At 36.8% G+C, this 19,530-nt stretch carries 19 protein-coding genes and 1 other annotated feature; all 19 genes read left to right on the top strand.

Annotated features, from left to right (window positions below; genetic code table 11):
• Positions 1 to 14 precede the first annotated feature (14 nt).
• The 19 genes from ftsW to FEZ13_RS08245 all read left to right on the top strand — a co-directional run bounded on the left by ftsW (position 15) and on the right by FEZ13_RS08245 (position 19,528).
• Positions 15 to 1,100 (top strand): putative lipid II flippase FtsW, encoded by a 1,086-nt coding sequence (gene ftsW / locus FEZ13_RS08335; protein WP_146552208.1) that lies wholly within the window; start codon positions 15 to 17, stop codon positions 1,098 to 1,100.
• Between the two features lie 22 nt (positions 1,101 to 1,122).
• Positions 1,123 to 1,887, top strand: coding sequence for a cell division protein FtsQ/DivIB (locus tag FEZ13_RS08330; RefSeq protein WP_146552206.1), 765 nt, complete (start codon positions 1,123 to 1,125; stop codon positions 1,885 to 1,887).
• Positions 1,888 to 2,258: 371 nt separating this feature from the next.
• Positions 2,259 to 3,545 carry a cell division protein FtsA gene (gene ftsA, locus FEZ13_RS08325; RefSeq protein WP_146552205.1) on the top strand — a complete coding sequence of 429 codons (1,287 nt, stop codon included), beginning with the start codon at positions 2,259 to 2,261 and terminating at the stop codon, positions 3,543 to 3,545.
• Positions 3,546 to 3,594: 49 nt separating this feature from the next.
• Positions 3,595 to 4,773, top strand: coding sequence for a cell division protein FtsZ (gene ftsZ / locus FEZ13_RS08320; RefSeq protein ID WP_146552202.1), 1,179 nt, complete (start codon positions 3,595 to 3,597; stop codon positions 4,771 to 4,773).
• A 661-nt stretch (positions 4,774 to 5,434) separates the two neighbouring features.
• Positions 5,435 to 6,268 carry a sigma-E processing peptidase SpoIIGA gene (locus FEZ13_RS08315; RefSeq protein ID WP_146552200.1) on the top strand — a complete coding sequence of 278 codons (834 nt, stop codon included), beginning with the start codon at positions 5,435 to 5,437 and terminating at the stop codon, positions 6,266 to 6,268.
• 20 nt (positions 6,269 to 6,288) lie between these two features.
• On the top strand, positions 6,289 to 6,996 hold the full coding sequence (gene sigE / locus FEZ13_RS08310) for an RNA polymerase sporulation sigma factor SigE (protein ID WP_146549442.1): 708 nt from the start codon (positions 6,289 to 6,291) through the stop codon (positions 6,994 to 6,996).
• 93 nt (positions 6,997 to 7,089) lie between these two features.
• On the top strand, positions 7,090 to 7,869 hold the full coding sequence (gene sigG, locus FEZ13_RS08305) for an RNA polymerase sporulation sigma factor SigG (protein ID WP_146549441.1): 780 nt from the start codon (positions 7,090 to 7,092) through the stop codon (positions 7,867 to 7,869).
• Positions 7,870 to 7,959: 90 nt separating this feature from the next.
• Positions 7,960 to 8,196: a PRC-barrel domain-containing protein gene (locus tag FEZ13_RS08300; protein ID WP_146549440.1), complete on the top strand. Its 237-nt coding sequence runs from the start codon at positions 7,960 to 7,962 to the stop codon at positions 8,194 to 8,196.
• A gap of 80 nt (positions 8,197 to 8,276) precedes the next feature.
• Positions 8,277 to 8,981: a YggS family pyridoxal phosphate-dependent enzyme gene (locus tag FEZ13_RS08295; protein ID WP_146552198.1), complete on the top strand. Its 705-nt coding sequence runs from the start codon at positions 8,277 to 8,279 to the stop codon at positions 8,979 to 8,981.
• A complete protein-coding gene (locus FEZ13_RS08290) occupies positions 8,965 to 9,468 on the top strand; it encodes a cell division protein SepF (RefSeq protein WP_146552196.1) in 504 nt (167 codons plus the stop codon). The genes FEZ13_RS08295 and FEZ13_RS08290 overlap by 17 nt, the downstream gene beginning before the upstream one ends.
• Before the next feature lie 15 nt (positions 9,469 to 9,483).
• Positions 9,484 to 9,744: a YggT family protein gene (locus FEZ13_RS08285; protein ID WP_146549437.1), complete on the top strand. Its 261-nt coding sequence runs from the start codon at positions 9,484 to 9,486 to the stop codon at positions 9,742 to 9,744.
• Positions 9,745 to 9,859: 115 nt separating this feature from the next.
• Positions 9,860 to 10,648: a YlmH family RNA-binding protein gene (locus FEZ13_RS08280; RefSeq protein ID WP_146552195.1), complete on the top strand. Its 789-nt coding sequence runs from the start codon at positions 9,860 to 9,862 to the stop codon at positions 10,646 to 10,648.
• 89 nt (positions 10,649 to 10,737) lie between these two features.
• Positions 10,738 to 11,247, top strand: a complete 510-nt coding sequence (locus FEZ13_RS08275; RefSeq protein ID WP_146549435.1) for a DivIVA domain-containing protein — start codon at positions 10,738 to 10,740, stop codon at positions 11,245 to 11,247.
• Positions 11,248 to 11,301: 54 nt separating this feature from the next.
• Positions 11,302 to 11,527 (top strand) — a binding site (T-box leader).
• Between the two features lie 189 nt (positions 11,528 to 11,716).
• Complete coding sequence (ileS, locus tag FEZ13_RS08270; RefSeq protein WP_146552193.1) at positions 11,717 to 14,488, top strand: isoleucine--tRNA ligase; 2,772 nt, start codon at positions 11,717 to 11,719, stop codon at positions 14,486 to 14,488.
• Positions 14,489 to 14,734: 246 nt separating this feature from the next.
• Positions 14,735 to 15,211, top strand: coding sequence for a signal peptidase II (gene lspA / locus FEZ13_RS08265; protein WP_146549433.1), 477 nt, complete (start codon positions 14,735 to 14,737; stop codon positions 15,209 to 15,211).
• Positions 15,211 to 16,122, top strand: a complete 912-nt coding sequence (locus tag FEZ13_RS08260) for an RluA family pseudouridine synthase (RefSeq protein ID WP_146552191.1) — start codon at positions 15,211 to 15,213, stop codon at positions 16,120 to 16,122. The genes lspA and FEZ13_RS08260 overlap by 1 nt, the downstream gene beginning before the upstream one ends.
• Positions 16,123 to 16,329: 207 nt before the next feature.
• Positions 16,330 to 16,869: a bifunctional pyr operon transcriptional regulator/uracil phosphoribosyltransferase PyrR gene (gene pyrR / locus FEZ13_RS08255; protein WP_146552189.1), complete on the top strand. Its 540-nt coding sequence runs from the start codon at positions 16,330 to 16,332 to the stop codon at positions 16,867 to 16,869.
• A 39-nt stretch (positions 16,870 to 16,908) separates the two neighbouring features.
• Positions 16,909 to 18,249, top strand: a complete 1,341-nt coding sequence (locus FEZ13_RS08250) for a uracil-xanthine permease family protein (RefSeq protein WP_146552188.1) — start codon at positions 16,909 to 16,911, stop codon at positions 18,247 to 18,249.
• A 400-nt stretch (positions 18,250 to 18,649) separates the two neighbouring features.
• Positions 18,650 to 19,528, top strand: a complete 879-nt coding sequence (locus FEZ13_RS08245; RefSeq protein WP_146549429.1) for an aspartate carbamoyltransferase catalytic subunit — start codon at positions 18,650 to 18,652, stop codon at positions 19,526 to 19,528.
• The last annotated feature ends 2 nt before the right edge of the window (positions 19,529 to 19,530 follow it).

The following is a 19,530-nucleotide window of genomic DNA, read 5'->3' as shown; positions in this document are numbered from 1 at the left end:
TAAGTATAGGAAGGATGCCTTGCCTGATACAACGTGATCGACTTTTATTAATGATTGCAACCCTATTTTTGACTGTCATTGGTATTGTTTTTGTATATTCTGCTGGTTCGTACTGGGGAAAAATCCACTACGGTCAAACAGCACCTTTTTTAGTGAAACAATTAATTTATCTAGGAGTGGCTTTATTATCTTTTTCTTTTTGTGGTCGTTACAAAGGTCTTCAGTCGGAAAAGACTTGGACACTCCTTTATTGGCTATCTATACTGTTGTTGGTAGCTGTCTTAGTTCCAGGAATCGGTGTTGTCCGAAATGGCTCTCAAAGCTGGATTGCGCTTGGACCACTTAGTTTGCAACCATCAGAGCTTACTAAAATAGCTACGATTGTGAAGCTCAGTTTTATTTTGAGCAATCAGAAATCTACAGGTTCTAAGATCCATTGGCGGCATTTTGGGTATCTATTTTTACCTATTATTCTCATTATGTTGCAGCCTGATTTTGGCTCAGCGTTTATATTGATCGTAGCTGTATTCCTGCTGTTCTTTATCTCAGGTTATCCCATTCGTTTTTATGTTTTTCTGATCATCGCTGGAGTGGTGGGGCTAGCTGGATTAATCCTTTCTGCACCTTATCGTTTAAAAAGAATAAAGGCATTTTTGGATCCATGGTCAGATCCTCTTGGTAGTGGATTTCAGGCAATCCAATCCTTACTTGCGATTGGACCAGCTGGATTATATGGATTTGGGTTTGGGAACAGTCGGCAAAAGTATTTGTATCTACCGGAGCCGCAGAATGATTTTATTTTTTCGATTATTGCTGAGGAAATGGGTTTTATCGGAGCAGCGATTATTATTTTTGCGTTTGGTGTACTGATTTATGCTGGGTTTAAATTAGCCTATAAATCTAGCCATAAGGTTTCTTTATATAGTATCGCTACATTAATTGGTATGATTGGATTTCAAGCATTTTTGAATATTGGTGTCGTTTCAGGATTGCTACCCGTAACAGGTGTAACATTACCTTTTATCAGTTATGGAGGTACATCGCTTGTTGTGACATGGATCGCAATTGGAATAGTTTGGAATTTTTCAAAAGAAAGATAATTTTAAGAAGGGAGTGTTCAGTTTGGAGAAAATCATTGATATTGAAGAACGAATCCCCACTTTAAAAGAACGACGTAAAAAAAGAACGAATCGTCGTTTTACTATGCTCATTGTTATTTTCGTTCTTACCTTACTGACACTTCTATACTTTCAATCGCCTTTAAGTCATATAAATCAAATTACAGTGGTAGGAAATGATTTGAAGAGTGGGGAATATTATAAAAAGCATAGTGGACTTCGCAAAGGCGACTCACTGTGGGAATTTAATCGTCATGCAGTCGAAAATTTATTAAAAGAACAAAAAATTGTCAAGCAAGTAACAGTAAAAAGACAATGGTTCAATCATGTTACGATTTCAGTAAAAGAATACAAACGAGTGGCTTTATTAAAGAAAAATGAACAATATCATTTGGTATTGGATAACGGAACAATACTAAATACGTCCGAAATACCATCAAGTTTTGATATGCCGATTTTAGTAGGATTTGAGGACGAAGAAACAAGAATGAAAATGATTCAACAATTAAGCAAGTTGGATAATCAACTAATTAATTTGATTTCTCAAGTAAACGCTACACCTGATGATTCAAACCCATATGCCATTCAAATGTTCATGAATGATGGTTTTGAAGTACGAGCTTCTATTCCTACACTTGCTTCAAAATTAAAATACTATCCATCTATTGTTTCACAAGTGAAAAAAGGTGAAAAAGGAGTCATTGATTTAGAAGTGGGTACTTTTTATCGTTCTTATAAAACTGAGTATGGGAAGTATAAAGAAGAGTAGCACTTGATTTTACATAAAATATGAAATTATTCTAAAAAGTATTGTATTTTTTCTATTAAAACATGCTCAATAGATTATAATAAACTATAAATAAAATGATTTTAGTTTAAAAGAATTAAAATGTAGATCCTACTAAATTGCTATATTCTATTGTTGTATGAATAGTTATATAGATTGTAGCCTGACAAAAGTCTAGCATTTTATATTGGGTTTTTAGTGATTTGTACCATGTGAATCATAAAAAATACATCAAAAGTTAAAAAAGCAGGATAAATGAAGGGATTTTCGGTAACTTTCTGGAATTTACTTAGACAAGTTCATATTTTTACAATAGAATGTTTATTAAGAGTTGTTGAAGGAGGTACCACAGTTTGAGTCATTCAGAATTATACGTTTCACTAGATATAGGATCTTCTTCTATTAAAGTTCTCATCGGAGAAGTAGATGATGAGACTGTGCATGTTATTGGAGTTGGAAATGTCAAGTCAGCAGGCGTTCGTAGAGGGAGTATTGTAGATATTGATGCTACTGTACAATCGATCAAGAAGGCTGTAGAACAAGCTGAAAGAATGGTAGGCTTGTCTATTAATAAAGTAATTTTAGGAATCCCAGCTAATCAAGTTCAATTACACGCTGTCAAAGGTGTTGTTGCAGTAAATAGTGAAAATCGTGAAATTACGGATGTTGATTTAGATCGTGTGATAGAATCTGCACAACTAATGTCTATTCCACCTGATCGTGAATTGGTGAATATTGTACCTATTCAATTTATAGTAGATGGTTTAGATGGAATTAATGATCCAAGAGGAATGATCGGTATCCGTTTAGAAATGGATGGAACGATGATCACAACATCGAAAACGGTTTTACACAATGTTTTAAGATGTGTTGAAAAAGCGGGCTTGGAAATTCAACAAATTTATTTGCAACCTTTAGCAGCAGGGCAATTTGCGTTAACTGAAGATGATCGTAATCGTGGTACAGCGTTCATCGATATCGGTGGCGGCTCTACGACAATTGCAGTATTCAAAGACGGGCACTTTATACACACAGCGATGATACCAGTCGGTGGTGAACATATAACAAAAGATTTATCGATTGTTTTAAAAACACCAACAGAACAAGCAGAGAAGATTAAATTAGAATTTGGACATGCTTATTACGATGATGCTTCAGAAGATGAATTGTTTGAAGTTCCTGTAATAGGTGCAGATACAAAAGAACAATTCAGTCAAAGATACATATCCGAGATCATTGGTGTTAGACTTGAAGAACTTTTCGATTTGATTATTGATGAATTGTATCGAATGGGTATTCAAGATTTGCCAGGGGGTGTAGTTTTGACTGGTGGTGTAGCAAAACTTGAAGGGCTACCTCAATTGGCGCGTCATGTTTTGCAAACAAGTGTTAAAATTTATTCACCTAATTATATTGGCGTAAGGGAACCTGAATATACATCAGCCGTTAACCTAATACGATATGCATACAAAGAATCTCAATTTAATCGAGATGTTAGTGATAATGTTCCACTCGGTCCTACGATGCATGAAGAACAGCACATCGATCAACCAAAGGGACCTTCAGTATTTGAAACACATGAACATAGAGACGGTGTACTTACAAAAGTTAAAGGTTTCTTTAATAGATTCTTAGAATAATCATGGCGATTTACTCTACACATTATGAGCTGAATTAGGAGGAATAGAGATGTTAGAATTTGAAACAAGTGACGATCAACTTGCTGTTATAAAAGTTATCGGTGTTGGCGGTGGCGGTAATAATGCGGTAAACCGAATGATTGAACATGGGGTGCAAGGTGTAGAATTTATCGCCGTTAATACTGATTCGCAGGCATTAAAATTATCAAATGCTGAAGTAAAATTACAAATTGGAGCAAAATCTACTCGTGGCTTAGGGGCAGGTGCTAACCCAGAAGTAGGAAAAAAAGCTGCCGAAGAAAGTAAAGAACAAATCGAAGAAGCATTAAGTGGTGCAGATATGGTATTTGTGACTGCTGGTATGGGCGGAGGTACAGGTACTGGTGCAGCACCTGTAATTGCTCAAATAGCGAAAGAGCTTGGTGCGTTAACAGTAGGTGTTGTTACTCGTCCATTCACATTTGAAGGAAAAAAACGCCAAAAACAAGCACTTTCTGGTACAGCTGCTATGAAAGATGCAGTCGATACACTAATTGTCATTCCAAATGACCGTTTATTAGAAATTGTTGATAAAAATACACCAATGCTTGAAGCATTCCGTGAAGCAGATAATGTCCTTCGCCAAGGTGTTCAAGGTATTTCAGATTTAATCGCAGTACCAGGTCTTATCAATTTAGACTTTGCTGATGTAAAAACAATCATGTCTAACAAAGGATCGGCCTTGATGGGAATCGGTATTGCTTCGGGTGAAACACGTGCTGTAGAAGCCGCTAAAAAGGCTATTTCAAGTCCTTTGCTTGAAACATCTATTCATGGGGCAAAAGGTGTTTTGATGAATATGACTGGTGGTTCAAACTTAAGCTTATACGAAGTACAAGAGGCTGCTGATATCGTTTCATCAGCATCAGATGAAGATGTAAATATTATTTTCGGTGCGGTTATCAACGATAATTTGAAAGATGAAATTGTGGTCACTGTTATCGCAACGGAATTTACAGAAGATGAAAATCAATATGATGGACGTAGCACAACAAATCGTAGTGGAATTGGTTCTACTCGTCAACAATCTGCTCCTATGCAACAGCATGTGGTAGGACGCGAAGGTCGTTCAGAAGAAGTGATCCAACCAGTTCAAGAAGCTCCGCGTCAAACGCAATATCAGGTCAATACCCAAGAAGATACATTAGATATTCCAACTTTCTTACGTAATCGCAATAAGCGTCGTTAATTGAATCACAAAGCGAGAAACACACTTTAACGACAATTATAAAAATTTGATAAAAAATTTTCCTCCTAGAACGGAATTAAATAAAAAAGAGTTCAATTCAGATTTTGATACTGGATTGAACTCTTTTTACATTTTGAATCATAGTATAACTTTTAAAAGTTATTTGAATCAATTTCATAAATCATTTTCTTCTTAAAAAATCCGAACATTTAAGAATAACTAATTTTGATAGTTGTGGAGCGGAAGACGGCGACTCCTCGATTAGGCTTGCGCATTTTCTTCGTGCGGTGTGAGTTCAGGGAGGCTTATTCAAAGTCCTACGGGAAAAGCTTGAGCTGAAAGCCCCGCAGGAACAATTTAAGGGACAAAGCCTAAGTTCGCCACGTCCTGTGGCAACGGCTTTGGGGTCAACATCGTGTCGACCCGAGGAGATTGAAGCCAAGCCCGTGGAAAGCGCCGTCTGGAGCGGAACAAAAACTTCTGAATATTAATGTTTATTTTGATTTGAAATGTTCGTGCTTTTCGTCTGAATTTTGCATTATGAAATTGATTCATTTAGAAAAATGAATGATTATGTCGGAAAGTTTCTTCTTTCTACATTCACCCTTTGACATTTTTTGAAGACTTGTTATGTTATCTTTTCTATGTGGGAGGTGGTGAATTGTATGGCGAAGTGCTGATATTGATGAATACCCTTTTTAACTATGTGATTCTTTCTTTTACAAATTCAATCTGTTATTTGCAACAACCAAAAAGAAGATTACTTATCAGTGCTTTTCTTGCAGGTATTTGGATTGTTATTTTTGGACACCATTTTCTCATGATGGTTATTGCGTTTATTTTAATGATTACGGTTGCTTTTGGTTGGCAAATTCGCAATTGGTGGAAAGGCGCTCTCATGTGCTTTGTGGCGGCTTTGTTTGCAGGCGGGCTATTTACTGCATTCGAACCGCTATGGATCAACACTTCAGTATTTACTCTATTGATCATAAGTGGGATTATTGCAACAGCAGGATTATTATTGTTGAAAAATCGACTACTTGTAGCTAGAGAAGATAACTTACAGCAACGTTTAGTGCAATTATGTGATTTACAATTAGGAGAAATAACCGTTTCCTTAAAATGTTTTATAGATACAGGAAATACGACAGTTGAGCCGTTATCAGGAAAACCTGTTCATTTTGTACGTTATAAAGCAATAGAACATTCCTTACCTGACAATTTAAAAATGGCGTTGTTTCAATGGGATGCGAGTGATCCATATGATTTAAAGATGTTTCCAGAATATTTTCAAAAGAAAGTGGCTGTGATCCCGATAACAACTGTTCAAGAAAAAAAAACATATAGTTTAGCTTTTCGCTATGATAAATGGTTGATAAAAGACGAAGAAAATCGCCCGATATCACCCGGTTTTTTTATTATTTCTATTCAAAACACCCCGTTTCCACAGGAAGCAGATGCCATATTACATTTTACTGCTTTATATCACATTTAATGAATGGAGGTTTTTAACGAATGATTCGTCGATTTTGGCGTTGGTTAACAGAGGCTATTGCAAGACTTAGGAGAACAGGCACATTTTACATTGGTAGCCATGAATCTTTACCAATACCTTTGAAAAAAGAAGAGGAACAAGAAATGATTGCTGCTTTCAAAAACGGTGATATGCATGCTAGAGATATTTTGATTGAGCATAACTTGAGACTTGTTGTCTATATTGCAAGACGATTCGATAATGCAAAGACACCTATCGAAGATTTGATTAGTATCGGCTCTATCGGTTTAATCAAGGCGATAGAAACATTCAATGCTGATAAGAAAATAAAATTAGCGACTTACGCTTCGAGATGTATTGAAAATGAGATCTTAATGCATTTGCGAAAGACAAGTCGTATGAAAGGCGAAGTTTCATTAGATGAACCTTTAAACTCAGATGGTGATGGCAATGAGCTACTATTATCCGATATTTTAGGAACAGATGAACATCTCATCACAGATGATGTAGAGAAAAAGATGGAACGTCAGCATATGTTTCATGCCATTCAAAAATTAGATGAAAGAGAACGGTATATAATGGAATGTCGCTTTGGACTTGCAGGTAAAGAAGAAATGACACAAAAAGAAGTAGCAGATCATTTAGGGATTTCACAGTCTTATATTTCCCGTTTAGAAAAGAAAATTATTCAAGAGTTACGAAATCATTTAAATCAATTGACATCATAACGGTTGAATTTGGAAGGAAATAAAGCGCATATTATTATTCGTTTCGGACACACTGAATTTACTAACAGTGATGAAGCATCCGGAGGGTAAAATATGCGAACAAAAGTTGAAATTTGTGGTGTTGATACATCCACATTACCTGTTTTGAAACATGAAGAAATGCGACAATTATTTGTTGCATTACAAAATGGACAAGAAGAAGTAAGAGAACAACTTGTGATGGGAAATTTACGGTTAGTATTAAGTATTGTCGGTCGTTTTGCTTATAGAGGTGAACAGGCTGATGATTTATTCCAAGTAGGTTGTATTGGGTTATTAAAATCAATTGACCATTTTGACTTATCGCATAATGTTCGATTTTCAACCTATGCAGTACCCATGATCATTGGTGAAATTAGAAGGCATTTAAGAGATCACCATCCACTACGCGTTTCAAGATCATTACGTGATATTGCTTATAAAGCGATGCAAGCCAAAGAGCAATTTTTAACGGAAGAATTACGTGAACCAACGCTAACAGACTTAGCTAGGATGACGGGTTTACCACAAGAGGATATATTATTTGCATTAGATGCAATCCAAGAACCGATGTCATTACATGAGCCGATATATGCTGAGGGTGGCGATCCTGTATATATGATGGATCAATTAAAAGATCAGACAGTTTCAGAAGATCGCTGGTTAACTTATGTCGCTATTAAAGAACAAATACAAAAATTGGATAGAAGACAACAAAATATTCTTTCGCAACGTTATTATTATGGCCATACTCAAACAGAAATTGCGAAAGATTTAGGGATTTCTCAAGCACAAATTTCAAGATTAGAAAAAAGTGCTTTAAAGATGATTCAAGAGCAAGCTAGTGAAAAATAATAGGACACAACAAACAAGAAGCATTGATCACAATCAAGATTGATGCTTCTTGTTCATATATATACATAAAATACTTTAGGAGGGATAAGGATGCGCTTTTCAGACATTCAGCGTAAAGAAATCATCGCTGCGAATAGCGGACGTTTTTTAGGATATGTTGAAGATGCAGTGGTTCATAAAGAAACAGGGTACGTAGAGGCATTTGTAGTAGCGGAACCTAAAAAGATCAACCCATTTTCAGGAAATAACAAAGAAACTTTAAAAATACCGATAGAAGATATAATAGTGGTGGGGAAAGATGTCATTTTAGTGAAGGGATTAGATTGAAAAATATGGCTATTCATTGATAAATTACAATAGGCTTGATACAATAAAATAACAAGTATCTTTGAAAAGATGAGGCTATTATGACATTAGTGATTGATAATTTACGAGATATTCAAAAAAATATTGAATCAGCTTGCCAAAAAGCTGATAGAAAACTTTCAGACGTTGCTATTATTGCTGTTACTAAACAAGTTTCAACGGAGCGAGCAATTGAAGCATTAGATGCAGGATTAACTCATTTAGGCGAAAACAGACCTGAAGGATTATTAGAAAAGCATGAAACGATCGTAGATAGAGCAACATGGCATTATATTGGCTCTTTACAAACAAGAAAAGTGCGTAAAGTGATCAACCAAATTGATTATTTACATTCTCTCGATCGTCTTAGCCTAGCTCAAGAAATCGATAAACGGGCTGATCATATCGTCAATTGTTTTGTACAAGTTAATGTATCAGGTGAAGAGTCAAAACATGGTCTTATTCCAGAGGAAGTCCTTACATTTATTGAGCAATTGAGTGATTTTCCACATATCCGTATTGTAGGATTAATGACAATGGCACCTAACACAGAAGATAAAGAGTTGATACGAACCGTCTTTAAAGGATTAAAAAAACTGCAGTTAGAGATTGCTAGTAAAGGTTATGAACACGCTCCATGTACCGAACTTTCAATGGGAATGTCTAACGACTATGAAATCGCTGTTGAAGAAGGTGCAACATTCGTCCGTATTGGCACTGCTCTAGTTGGCAATGAAGGAAGGGATCTTTATGAAAATAAAGGATAAACTAAAGAATTATTTCTATCTAGAAGAAGAGGACTATGTTGAAGAAAATGTTAAACAACAAGAATCTATCCATCAGCCAGCAGCATCACCAGTACAGAGGCAGCAAACGAGACCAGCGGTAAGTAGTAAACCAGCAGTGGTGAAAAAACCAATGGTGAAAGAACATCCAAAACATATGGAACATTCTAACATGCCCAATCTTGTGAGCATTACACAAAAAATGTCAAAAGTTATTTTGTCGGAGCCACGCGTTTATGCAGAAGCTCAAGATATTGCTGATAATTTAAAAAACAAACGCACTGTTGTCGTCAATTTACAAAGAATTGATCGAGAACAAGGCATTCGCATTATAGATTTTTTAAGTGGAACTATTTTTGCTTTAGGTGGGGACATCAAACGAATAGGTACGAATATATTTTTATGTACACCAGATAATGTAGAAGTAGATGGTAATATCTCAGATTATTTCTATGAAGATTTACAATAGAGGAGTTTAATGTCCATGCTGATATTTACAATCGTAAACTATTTATTTCAATTTTATTCTATAGCTTTAATCATCTATATACTGATGTCTTGGATACCGTCAGCATATGATTCTAAGTTCGGTAGAATATTAGCTAAGATTTGTGATCCATATTTAGATTTCTTTAGACGATTTATCCCGCCTATTGGAATGATTGATATTTCACCAATTATAGCGCTTATTGTTTTGAATCTGATCCAAGCAGGAGTATACAATGTTTTAGGATATATCCTTTAAAAGGAGCTGTCCCAAAAGTAAAAATAGTATGTTAGGAATCGACCTAGCATGCTATTTTTGATATACAGATGAAATTCGCATAAGAAAAAGATTGCTGTAAGAAAGAGGATATGAGATGGAAGAGATTTTCCAACATTTTAGACCGGAAGAAAAGTCCTTTATCGAACAGATAATAGGATGGAAACAAGAAGTGGAGGATCGATATGCACCTAAGCTAACAGATTTTTTAGATCCACGCCAACAGCTGATCACGCAATCAATCATCGGGAAAAATAGTGACGTTTTAGTAGCTGAAAATGGGCGCTTTTATGAAGCAGAGAGAAAACGTATGATGATTTATCCAGACTATTTCCAACCAACGGATGAAGACTTTAGAATAACTATTTGTGAATTGGCATATCCTTCTAAGTTTATACAGCTTAAGCATCCTGACGTATTAGGGGCTCTGCTATCACTTGGGTTAGACCGTTCAAAATTTGGCGATATCCGATTAGATCATTCATCTGTTCAATTTGCTGTGGCAGAAGAAATACTGGAGTATGTACGTATTAATCTTGATAGTATTGGGAAAGCAAAGGTCCAAGTGAATGCATTGCAGCAGAATGTCCCCTTATTACCTGCTGAGTCAATGTGGATTGAACAAGTGCTTACAACGAGTTCCATGCGTTTAGATACCGTATTAGCTTCTGTTTATCCGATTTCTCGTCAAAAAGCAGCTATGCTTATTCAGGCAGGAAAGGTAAAAGTGAATTTTGCTATTCGTGAACAAGTAGCATTCGAATTACATGAATCGGATTTATTGTCCATTAGGGGATATGGTCGATTAGTCATAAAATCGATTGAAGGAAGGACAAAAAAGGAGAAAATCCGCATAAAAATTAGGCGAATAGAACGGAAATCGTAATTTTTATTAAAAATTTTGTTTTTCTAGTGAAGTTACCTATAGACAAAGGTATAATAATGAATAAATGCTGTTAAGGAGAGGTGCAAAATATGCCATTATCACCACTTGACATACATAACAAAGATTTTAGTCGTGGTTTTAGAGGTTACAATGAAGACGAAGTAAATGAATTTCTAGAACAAGTAATCAAAGACTATGAACTGATTTTAAAAGAGAAAAAAGAATTAGAAGATAAGCTTCTATCCAGTAATGAGCAAATTGGTCATTATAATTCAATCGAAGAAACATTACAAAAATCGATCGTTATCGCTCAAGAAGCTGCAGAAGAAGTTCGCCGCAACTCACAAAAAGAGGCGAAGCTTATTGTCAAAGAAGCAGAAAAAAATGCCGATCGTATCGTCAATGAAGCCCTTTCTAAAGCTCGCCGTATTGCCTTAGAAATCGAGGAATTGAAAAAGCAATCGAAAGTATTCCGAAACCGCTTCAAAATGATTGTAGAAGCACAACTGGATCTAATCGAATCAGATGACTGGGATCATTTGATGGAATATGAAGTGGATACGACAGAATTGGAACGTTTAGATTTACCACAAGATTAGTGAAGACACTTGACTGAATGCTTATGTTTTTCTATAATGTCAACATATATGTATAATAAAGTAATGATGGAGAGAGTATTTTTTAAGTGCTGCTCAGCGATTTGAGGATAGTGGAAGCTCAAACGAAACGCTTTTAAAAGAAAATCACTCCTGAACTAGATTGCTGAACGATTAGAAGTAAGCAATCTCGTATAAGCCACGTTACGGTGTCTAAAGAGGCGTCAATAATCCTTGACGCAACTAGGGTGGTACCGCGAGATAATTCCTCCTCGTCCCTTTTTGGGATGAGGAGTTTTTTATTGCAGTGCTAAATAATTCATCCACCTGGGAAGTCATTCTTGGTTTGAATGGAAAGCTGATTTCAACTTTCAAATGAGATGTGACCGAACTACACCACTAAAGCCATGTGGATACATGAATGGTAATTGAAATGTGATACGTACTTATCATAAAAGGAGGATTTTCCAATATGGAATATAAAAATACCTTATTAATGCCAAAAACGGATTTCCCTATGCGAGGAAATTTGCCAAACAATGAGCCTAAGATGCAAAAAAAATGGGAAGAGATGGATATCAATGCAAGAGTACTTGAACGTACGAAAGATCGTCCCGCTTTCATCCTTCATGATGGACCTCCATATGCAAATGGTGATCTTCATATGGGGCATGCATTAAACAAAGTTTTAAAAGATATGATCAATCGTCATCGTTCCATGACAGGTTTCTATGTACCATACGTCCCCGGATGGGATACTCATGGTCTACCAATCGAGCAAGCACTTACAAACAAAGGACATGACCGTAAAAAAATGTCCATCGCTGAGTTCCGTGAATTATGTAAGGATTATGCCTACGAACAAGTAAATCGTCAACGCGAACAATTTAAACGTATTGGTGTTCGTGGTGACTGGAAAAATCCGTACATCACATTAAAACCGGAGTTTGAAGCACGACAAATCGGTGTATTTGGAGCAATGGCCAAAAAAGGTTATATCTACAAAGGGTTAAAACCTGTTTACTGGTCTCCTTCAAGTGAATCAGCCCTTGCTGAAGCTGAAATCGAATATAAAGATATTAAATCACCTTCTATTTACGTTGCATTTGATGTAAAAGATGGTAAAGGTGTAGTCAATAACGATGAAAAATTCATCATTTGGACTACTACTCCTTGGACAATGCCAGCGAACTTAGGGATTTCAGTCAATCCTGAATACACCTATATTGTTGTAAAAGCAAATGGAGCAAAATATATTATTGCAAAAGGTTTACTTGAAAAGGTAGCTGAAAAACTTGGGTGGGAAAACCCAGAAATTGACCGTGAAATCAGCGGTGCAGACCTTGAAAATGTGGTTGCAAAACATCCATTATTTGGTCGCGATTCCCTCGTAATGCTTGGTGATCATGTCACACTCGATGCAGGTACTGGTTGTGTCCATACAGCTCCTGGCCACGGGGAAGATGACTATGTAGTAGGAAAACGTTATGGTTTAGATATTCTTTCAGTAGTCGATCACAAAGGATGCTTGACAGAAGATGCTGGTGAATTTGCAGGTATGTTCTATGACAAGGCCAATAAACCAATTTGTGAAAAACTTGAAGAAGTTGGCGCATTATTAAATCTATCATTCTTTACGCATTCATATCCACATGATTGGCGTACAAAAAAACCTGTTATTTTCCGTGCAACACCACAATGGTTTGCATCTATTGATAAATTCCGTCCTGAATTACTGCAAGCAATTCGTGACACCAAATTTACGCCAGTTTGGGGCGAAACTCGCCTTTATAATATGATCCGTGATCGTGGTGATTGGTGTATTTCTCGTCAACGTGCATGGGGTGTTCCAATCCCAGTATTTTATGCTGAAAACGGCGAAGAAATCATTACAGAAGAAACAATTGCTCATGTACAAGAATTATTCCGTGAACACGGTTCGAATATTTGGTTCCAAAAAACAGCGAAAGAATTACTTCCTGAAGGGTTTACACACCCAGGTTCTCCAAACGGCGAATTTACAAAAGAAAATGACATCATGGACGTTTGGTTCGACTCAGGTTCATCTCACCAAGGTGTACTAGAAGAACGCCCAGAACTTCGTTATCCAGCAGATCTATACTTAGAAGGTTCTGACCAATATCGTGGTTGGTTTAACTCATCATTAATCACTTCTGTAGCGATGAATGGCTACGCACCATATAGGGGCTTGCTTTCTCATGGTTTTGTATTGGATGGGGACGGACGTAAAATGAGTAAATCACTTGGCAATATTATTGCACCAAGCAAAGTGATGAACCAATATGGTGCAGATATTTTACGTCTATGGGTTGCCTCTGTTGACTATACAGCCGATGTTCGTATTTCAATGGATATGTTGAAACAAGTATCTGAAGTGTATCGAAAAATTCGTAATACACTAAAATTCTTACATGGTAACCTACATGACTTTAATCCAAACACTGATTATGTAGCTTATGAAGATTTACGTGAAGTAGATCAATATATGTATATGAAATTGCAAAACCTCATCCGAACTTCACGTGAGGCCTATGATCAATATGAATTTGCAACGGTTTATAAAGCAGTCAACAACTTCATTGCCTCTGAGTTAAGTTCATTCTATTTGGATATTGCAAAAGACGTTGTCTATATTGAAGGTGTGGATCATCCTGCTCGTCGCGCAATGCAATCTGTGATGTATGATACATTACATGCGTTATTAAAACTAATGACACCAATCATTCCTCATACGACAGATGAATTGTGGTCATATTTACAATATAAAGATGCAGAAAGTGTACAATTGACAGATATGCCTGATGCTGTTCAAAAGGAAAATTTTGCAGCTTTAACTGATAAATGGACGAAAATTATGAAGATCCGTGATGTTGTTTTAAAAGCATTAGAAGAAGCACGTAATGCCAAAACAATTGGTAAATCATTAGAAGGTAAAGCAACAGTTTATGGTACTGATGAAGTAGTGACACTTTTAAATGATGCTAATATCAACTTTGCTCAACTAAATATCGTTTCTGATTTTGCTGTGGGTGGTGCGTTGGAAGATGCTCCAGACCATGCGATTAAAACAGAAAAAGTTGCGGTTGTCGTTGAAAAAGCAGAAGGTGAAAAATGTGAACGTTGCTGGACGATTTCTAAAACAGTAGGTCATAATCATAAACACCCAACTTTATGTGAACATTGTGCGGATATTGTTGAGAAGTATTATGCGAATGTAGAATAAGTTCGATCAATCGTCAAAAAGGAGTGGCTCATCATAAAATTTTGAGCCACTTTTTTGTTTGAAGAAAAATACGAGTTCTTAGAAAGTTCTGTTCTATGGAAAGTATTAGGACAAGATTGTTTGCGGGATAAAGTGAATCATACATGATATTGGAACATTCAACAATTAGCGAATACAAGTCTTTTTTCGCTTCAGGCTATTATATGATAAAATAGGTTAGATTCGGAAGTAAATGGAGGATTTGTTGTGTATAAATATTATGGAATAGCTATTTTTGTGATCATACTTGATCAACTATCAAAATGGAGTATCGTTAAAAATATGCACTACGGGGAGAGTATTTCGATAATTGATCCATATTTTGGCTTATTATCCCATCGGAATCGCGGCGCAGCATGGGGGATGCTGCAAGGTCAATTTTGGTTATTCGCATTAGTCACTATTATAGTAATTGTGGGAATTATTTATTATTATCATAAAGAAGGTAAGGGAAAACCAATGTTCCAAGTGAGTCTGATGTTATTATTAGGTGGAGCTATTGGGAACTTTATCGATCGATTATTCCGTGGGGAAGTAGTAGATTTTGTACATGTCATTATTCCAGTAATCGATTATGATTTTCCTATATTTAATATTGCGGATGCATCGCTAACTATTGGGGTTATATTGTTAATCATTTACTTGTTATTTGAAGATCAATTAGAACGGAAAAAGGTGAAGTAATGTCAGTCACATTTACGGCAACAAAAGAGGTGCAAGGTGAACGTATTGATAAAGCACTTGCCTCTATGCAAAAAGACTGGTCACGGACGCAAATTCAAGGATTTTTTCAAGAAGGTCTTGTAGTTGTAAACGATCAAGTCATAAAACCAAAATATAAAGTGCAAGAGGGAGATGTCATTATTGTAACGCCTCCTGAGCCAGAACCACTTGAGATTATAGCGGAGGATTTGGATCTTGATATTGTCTATGAAGATGCAGATGTTCTTGTTGTGAACAAACCGAAAGGCATGGTTGTACATCCTGCACCTGGGCATACAATGGGTACTTTAGTAAATGGACTCATGTATCATTGCAAAGATTTATCAGGCATTAATGGCATCATGCGCCCTGGGATTGTTCATCGTATTGATAAAGATACTTCAGGTTTGCTGATGGTAGCAAAAAATGACCGAGCACATGAATCACTTGTACAACAATTAGTGGATAAAACGGTAACACGACGTTATACAGCACTTGTTCACGGACATATCCCCCATGATAAAGGTACAATTGATGCACCCATTGGTCGCGATCCTAAAGATCGTCAAAAAATGGCGGTAGTAGATAATGGAAAACATGCTGTGACCCATTTCCAAGTAATCGATCGTTTTGGCGTAGATTATACATTGATTGAATGTCGTCTTGAAACGGGACGTACACATCAAATTCGTGTACATATGAATTATATTGGTTATCCTTTAGTGGGCGATCCCAAATATGGTTTGAAGAAAACCATCGACTTTGGTGGACAAGTTTTACATGCAGGGATTTTAGGCTTTGTGCATCCAACAACAAATGAGTATTTAGAGTTTGAAGCGCCACTTCCTAAAGACTATCAGCAGTTGTTAGATGAATTGAGAAAAAGCTATTGACAGTTTAAGTCATATAAGAATATACTTATCCCAGTGAAAATAATATTCACCTTTTAAAGACAGTCCAGAGAGGCTGGAAAGGGATGCTAAATATTGTGAGATTACTGTATAAATTACAGTCCATTTGACATATTTACAAGTATACCTATATCCTCTTGGGCCTTTAGCTCAAGAGTTTTTTTTTAGCCGAGAAAGGAGGAATCATTAGTGACTAAAAAGGCCGAACTTCTAGAACAAGCAGCGATGGATAGAGCGTTAACAAGAATTGCACATGAGATTATCGAACGCAACGAAGGGATCGATGAATGTATCCTTGTAGGGATTAAAACAAGGGGAGCATTTCTTGCAAAACGCTTAGCGCAAAAGATTAACACAATTGAAAAGAAAGAAATCCGATCAGGAGAACTGGATATTTCTCTTTACCGAGATGATTTATCAGTTAAAACTTCCAATGGAGAAGCGCTTGTACAACAAGTCGACATTACGTACGATGTGACAAATCAAAAAGTGATTTTAGTTGATGATGTACTTTATACGGGTAGAACAGTACGCGCAGCGATGGATGCTGTGATGGATATCGGTAGACCTTCTCAAATTCAGCTTGCTGTATTGGTAGATCGTGGTCATCGCGAATTACCCATACGAGCAGACTTTGTAGGAAAGAATATTCCAACTGCCCGGCAGGAGCGAATTGTGGTAAGTATGGTAGAAGCTGATGGGCAAGATTTAGTAACAATATATGAATAAATAACAGATAACAGTTTTATATACGGAGGAAATAAAGATATGTCAAACGTTGTTTTAGATATCAACGACAAGCCTAAAATGGGGCAATTGATTACATTAAGTTTGCAACATATGTTTGCCATGTTTGGTTCAACCATTCTTGTACCAACATTGACAAATCTATCACCTGCAATCGCATTATTAACGAGTGGTATTGCCACACTCATTTTTATACTCATAACACGCTTTGAAGTACCAGCTTACTTGGGTTCCTCATTTGCCTTCATCGCACCGATCTTGGTTGCTTCTGAAGCATCAGGTCCTGGAGGTGCAATGCTTGGCGCAATGCTAGTGGGTTTAGTATATGGCATTGTGTCCTTAGTTATTTGGAAGACAGGATATAAATGGATTATGCGAATCTTACCACCAATTGTGGTAGCGCCAGTTATCATGGTTATTGGTTTAGGACTAGCGGTTACAGCAGTGAATATGGCAATGTATGAAACAACGAAAAATGGTGAACAAATTTACCATGCATCATACTTTATCGTGGCGTTATTAACATTAGCTATTGCTATCATCTGTAATAACTTCTTTAAAGGTGTAGTTAGCACGATGCCAATTTTAATAGGAATGATTGGCGGATATATTATTTCCTTAATCTCGGATGCAATGTTCGGCACTAGTTTTATCAACCTGCAAACAGTGAAAGATGCCAGTTGGTTCCAATTACCTGATTTCTTGATACCAGGTATTGATTATAAAGTGAATATGACATCGAAAATCTTTTTTGCAATGGTACCCATTGTCATTGTCACAATTTCTGAACATATCGGTCACCAATTAGTACTTGGTAAAGTTGTACACCGCAACTTCATCAAATCGCCAGGACTCAATCGTTCACTTTTAGGTGATGGTCTTGGAACATTAGTGTCATCCTTAATTGGTGGCCCGCCTAAAACTACTTATGGTGAAAATATTGGGGTACTTGTACTCACACGCGTTTTTAGTGTATGGGTAATCGCTGGAGCAGCAGTATGTGCGATTCTTTTAGCCTTTTCAGGTAAACTTATGGCACTTGTTGCTTCGATTCCATCACCAGTACTTGGTGGCGTATCTATCCTGTTGTTTGGTATTATTGCTTCCAGTGGTCTACGTATGTTAGTAGAAAACAAAATTGACTTTGATCACAATCGTAACTTAGTCATCGCGTCTGTTATTTTAATCTTGGGAATTGGCGGTGGTAAGCTAGTATTCTCAGATACCTTCTCAGTAGAAGGTATGGCTCTTGCAGCAATCGTAGGGGTTATATTGAATATCGTTTTACCTGGTACAGCTCAACCAGACTTAGAATTGCTTGCAGATGAACAGGACGAACAACAAAAGCAAAAGAAAAACTAAATAGATTTACCACATGTGTTGATTTTACAAAAATTAGGAATTTTTATTTGGTGTAATTTTTGAAAAACCTTGTATTTTCAGGACCATTTATAAAGATTGGAGCGGAGGCTTGCTCGACTCCCGCAGGAAAGCGAGCAAGCCGGAGCGGAAATCAACGAATTCCTCTATTTTTATGGATTAAATTGGATAATCAACACGTCTGTAGATTTACCTTTTAATAGCTGCCCAGAGAGGCACAGAAGGGTGATTCGATACGGTAAGCGGATAATTATGTATAGTCATATAAGCTTATCATGTCATATCCTTCCTCCGCCTCCTTGATCCTCAAGGAGGCTATTTATTTGAAAGCTCCATCAGGCTCAATCAAGCTGAGTAAAGTAAACAAATTAGGAGGCACATGATGAAAAATTTACTGTCAATGGAAAATGTATCTAACGAAGAAATCGAAGAAATTTTAAAACGCGCTGCGGAGTTTGAAGCAGGAGCAAAACCACAACTAGACCGAGAATACTTGGTGGCAAATTTATTCTTCGAGCCAAGTACAAGAACCAAAACGAGCTTTGAAACAGCTGAGCGCCGAGTAGGGGCAACGGTGATTCCTTTTGAAGCAGGATTTTCAAGTACGCTTAAAGGTGAAACATTGTACGATACAGTGAAAACGTTAGAATCGATCGGTTTGGACGCAGTAGTTATTCGTCATAAAAAGGATGCTTATTATGAAGAATTATTAGAGGGTATCAATGTATCAGTGATCAACGCAGGAGATGGAGCTGGACAGCATCCTTCTCAATCTATGCTGGATTTATATACAATTTTCAAAGAGTTCGGGAAATTTGAAGGATTAAATGTTACAATCGCTGGGGATGTATCTCATAGCCGAGTAGCAAAATCAGATATCATAGCACTTCAACGATTAGGAGCCAATGTGAATATTGTTTGTCCACCACAGTGGCAAGGGGAATATGATGCTCACTATGATTGGGATGATCTAATTGAAACAAGTGATGTCATTATGCTTCTACGTGTACAGCACGAGCGGGATGCTGCATTTGAAGGATATTCCAATGAAAGCTATCATGAAAGATACGGCTTGACGAAAGAAAGAGAAAAACGTATGAAAGATGGAGCGATCATCATGCACCCAGCACCTGTCAATCGTGGCGTAGAGATAGACTCATCACTTGTTGAATGTGATCGTTCTCGTATATTCAAGCAAGTACAAAACGGTGTTTTTGTAAGAATGGCAATTGTTGAAAATATCTTGAAGGGAAGAAGCTAAGA

The organism is Rummeliibacillus sp. SL167, assembly GCF_007896505.1.
In the GTDB taxonomy this organism is placed as follows: domain Bacteria; phylum Bacillota; class Bacilli; order Bacillales_A; family Planococcaceae; genus Rummeliibacillus; species Rummeliibacillus suwonensis.
Note: the sequence above shows the minus strand (reverse complement) of the source record. Positions and strands in the feature narration are given on the sequence as shown.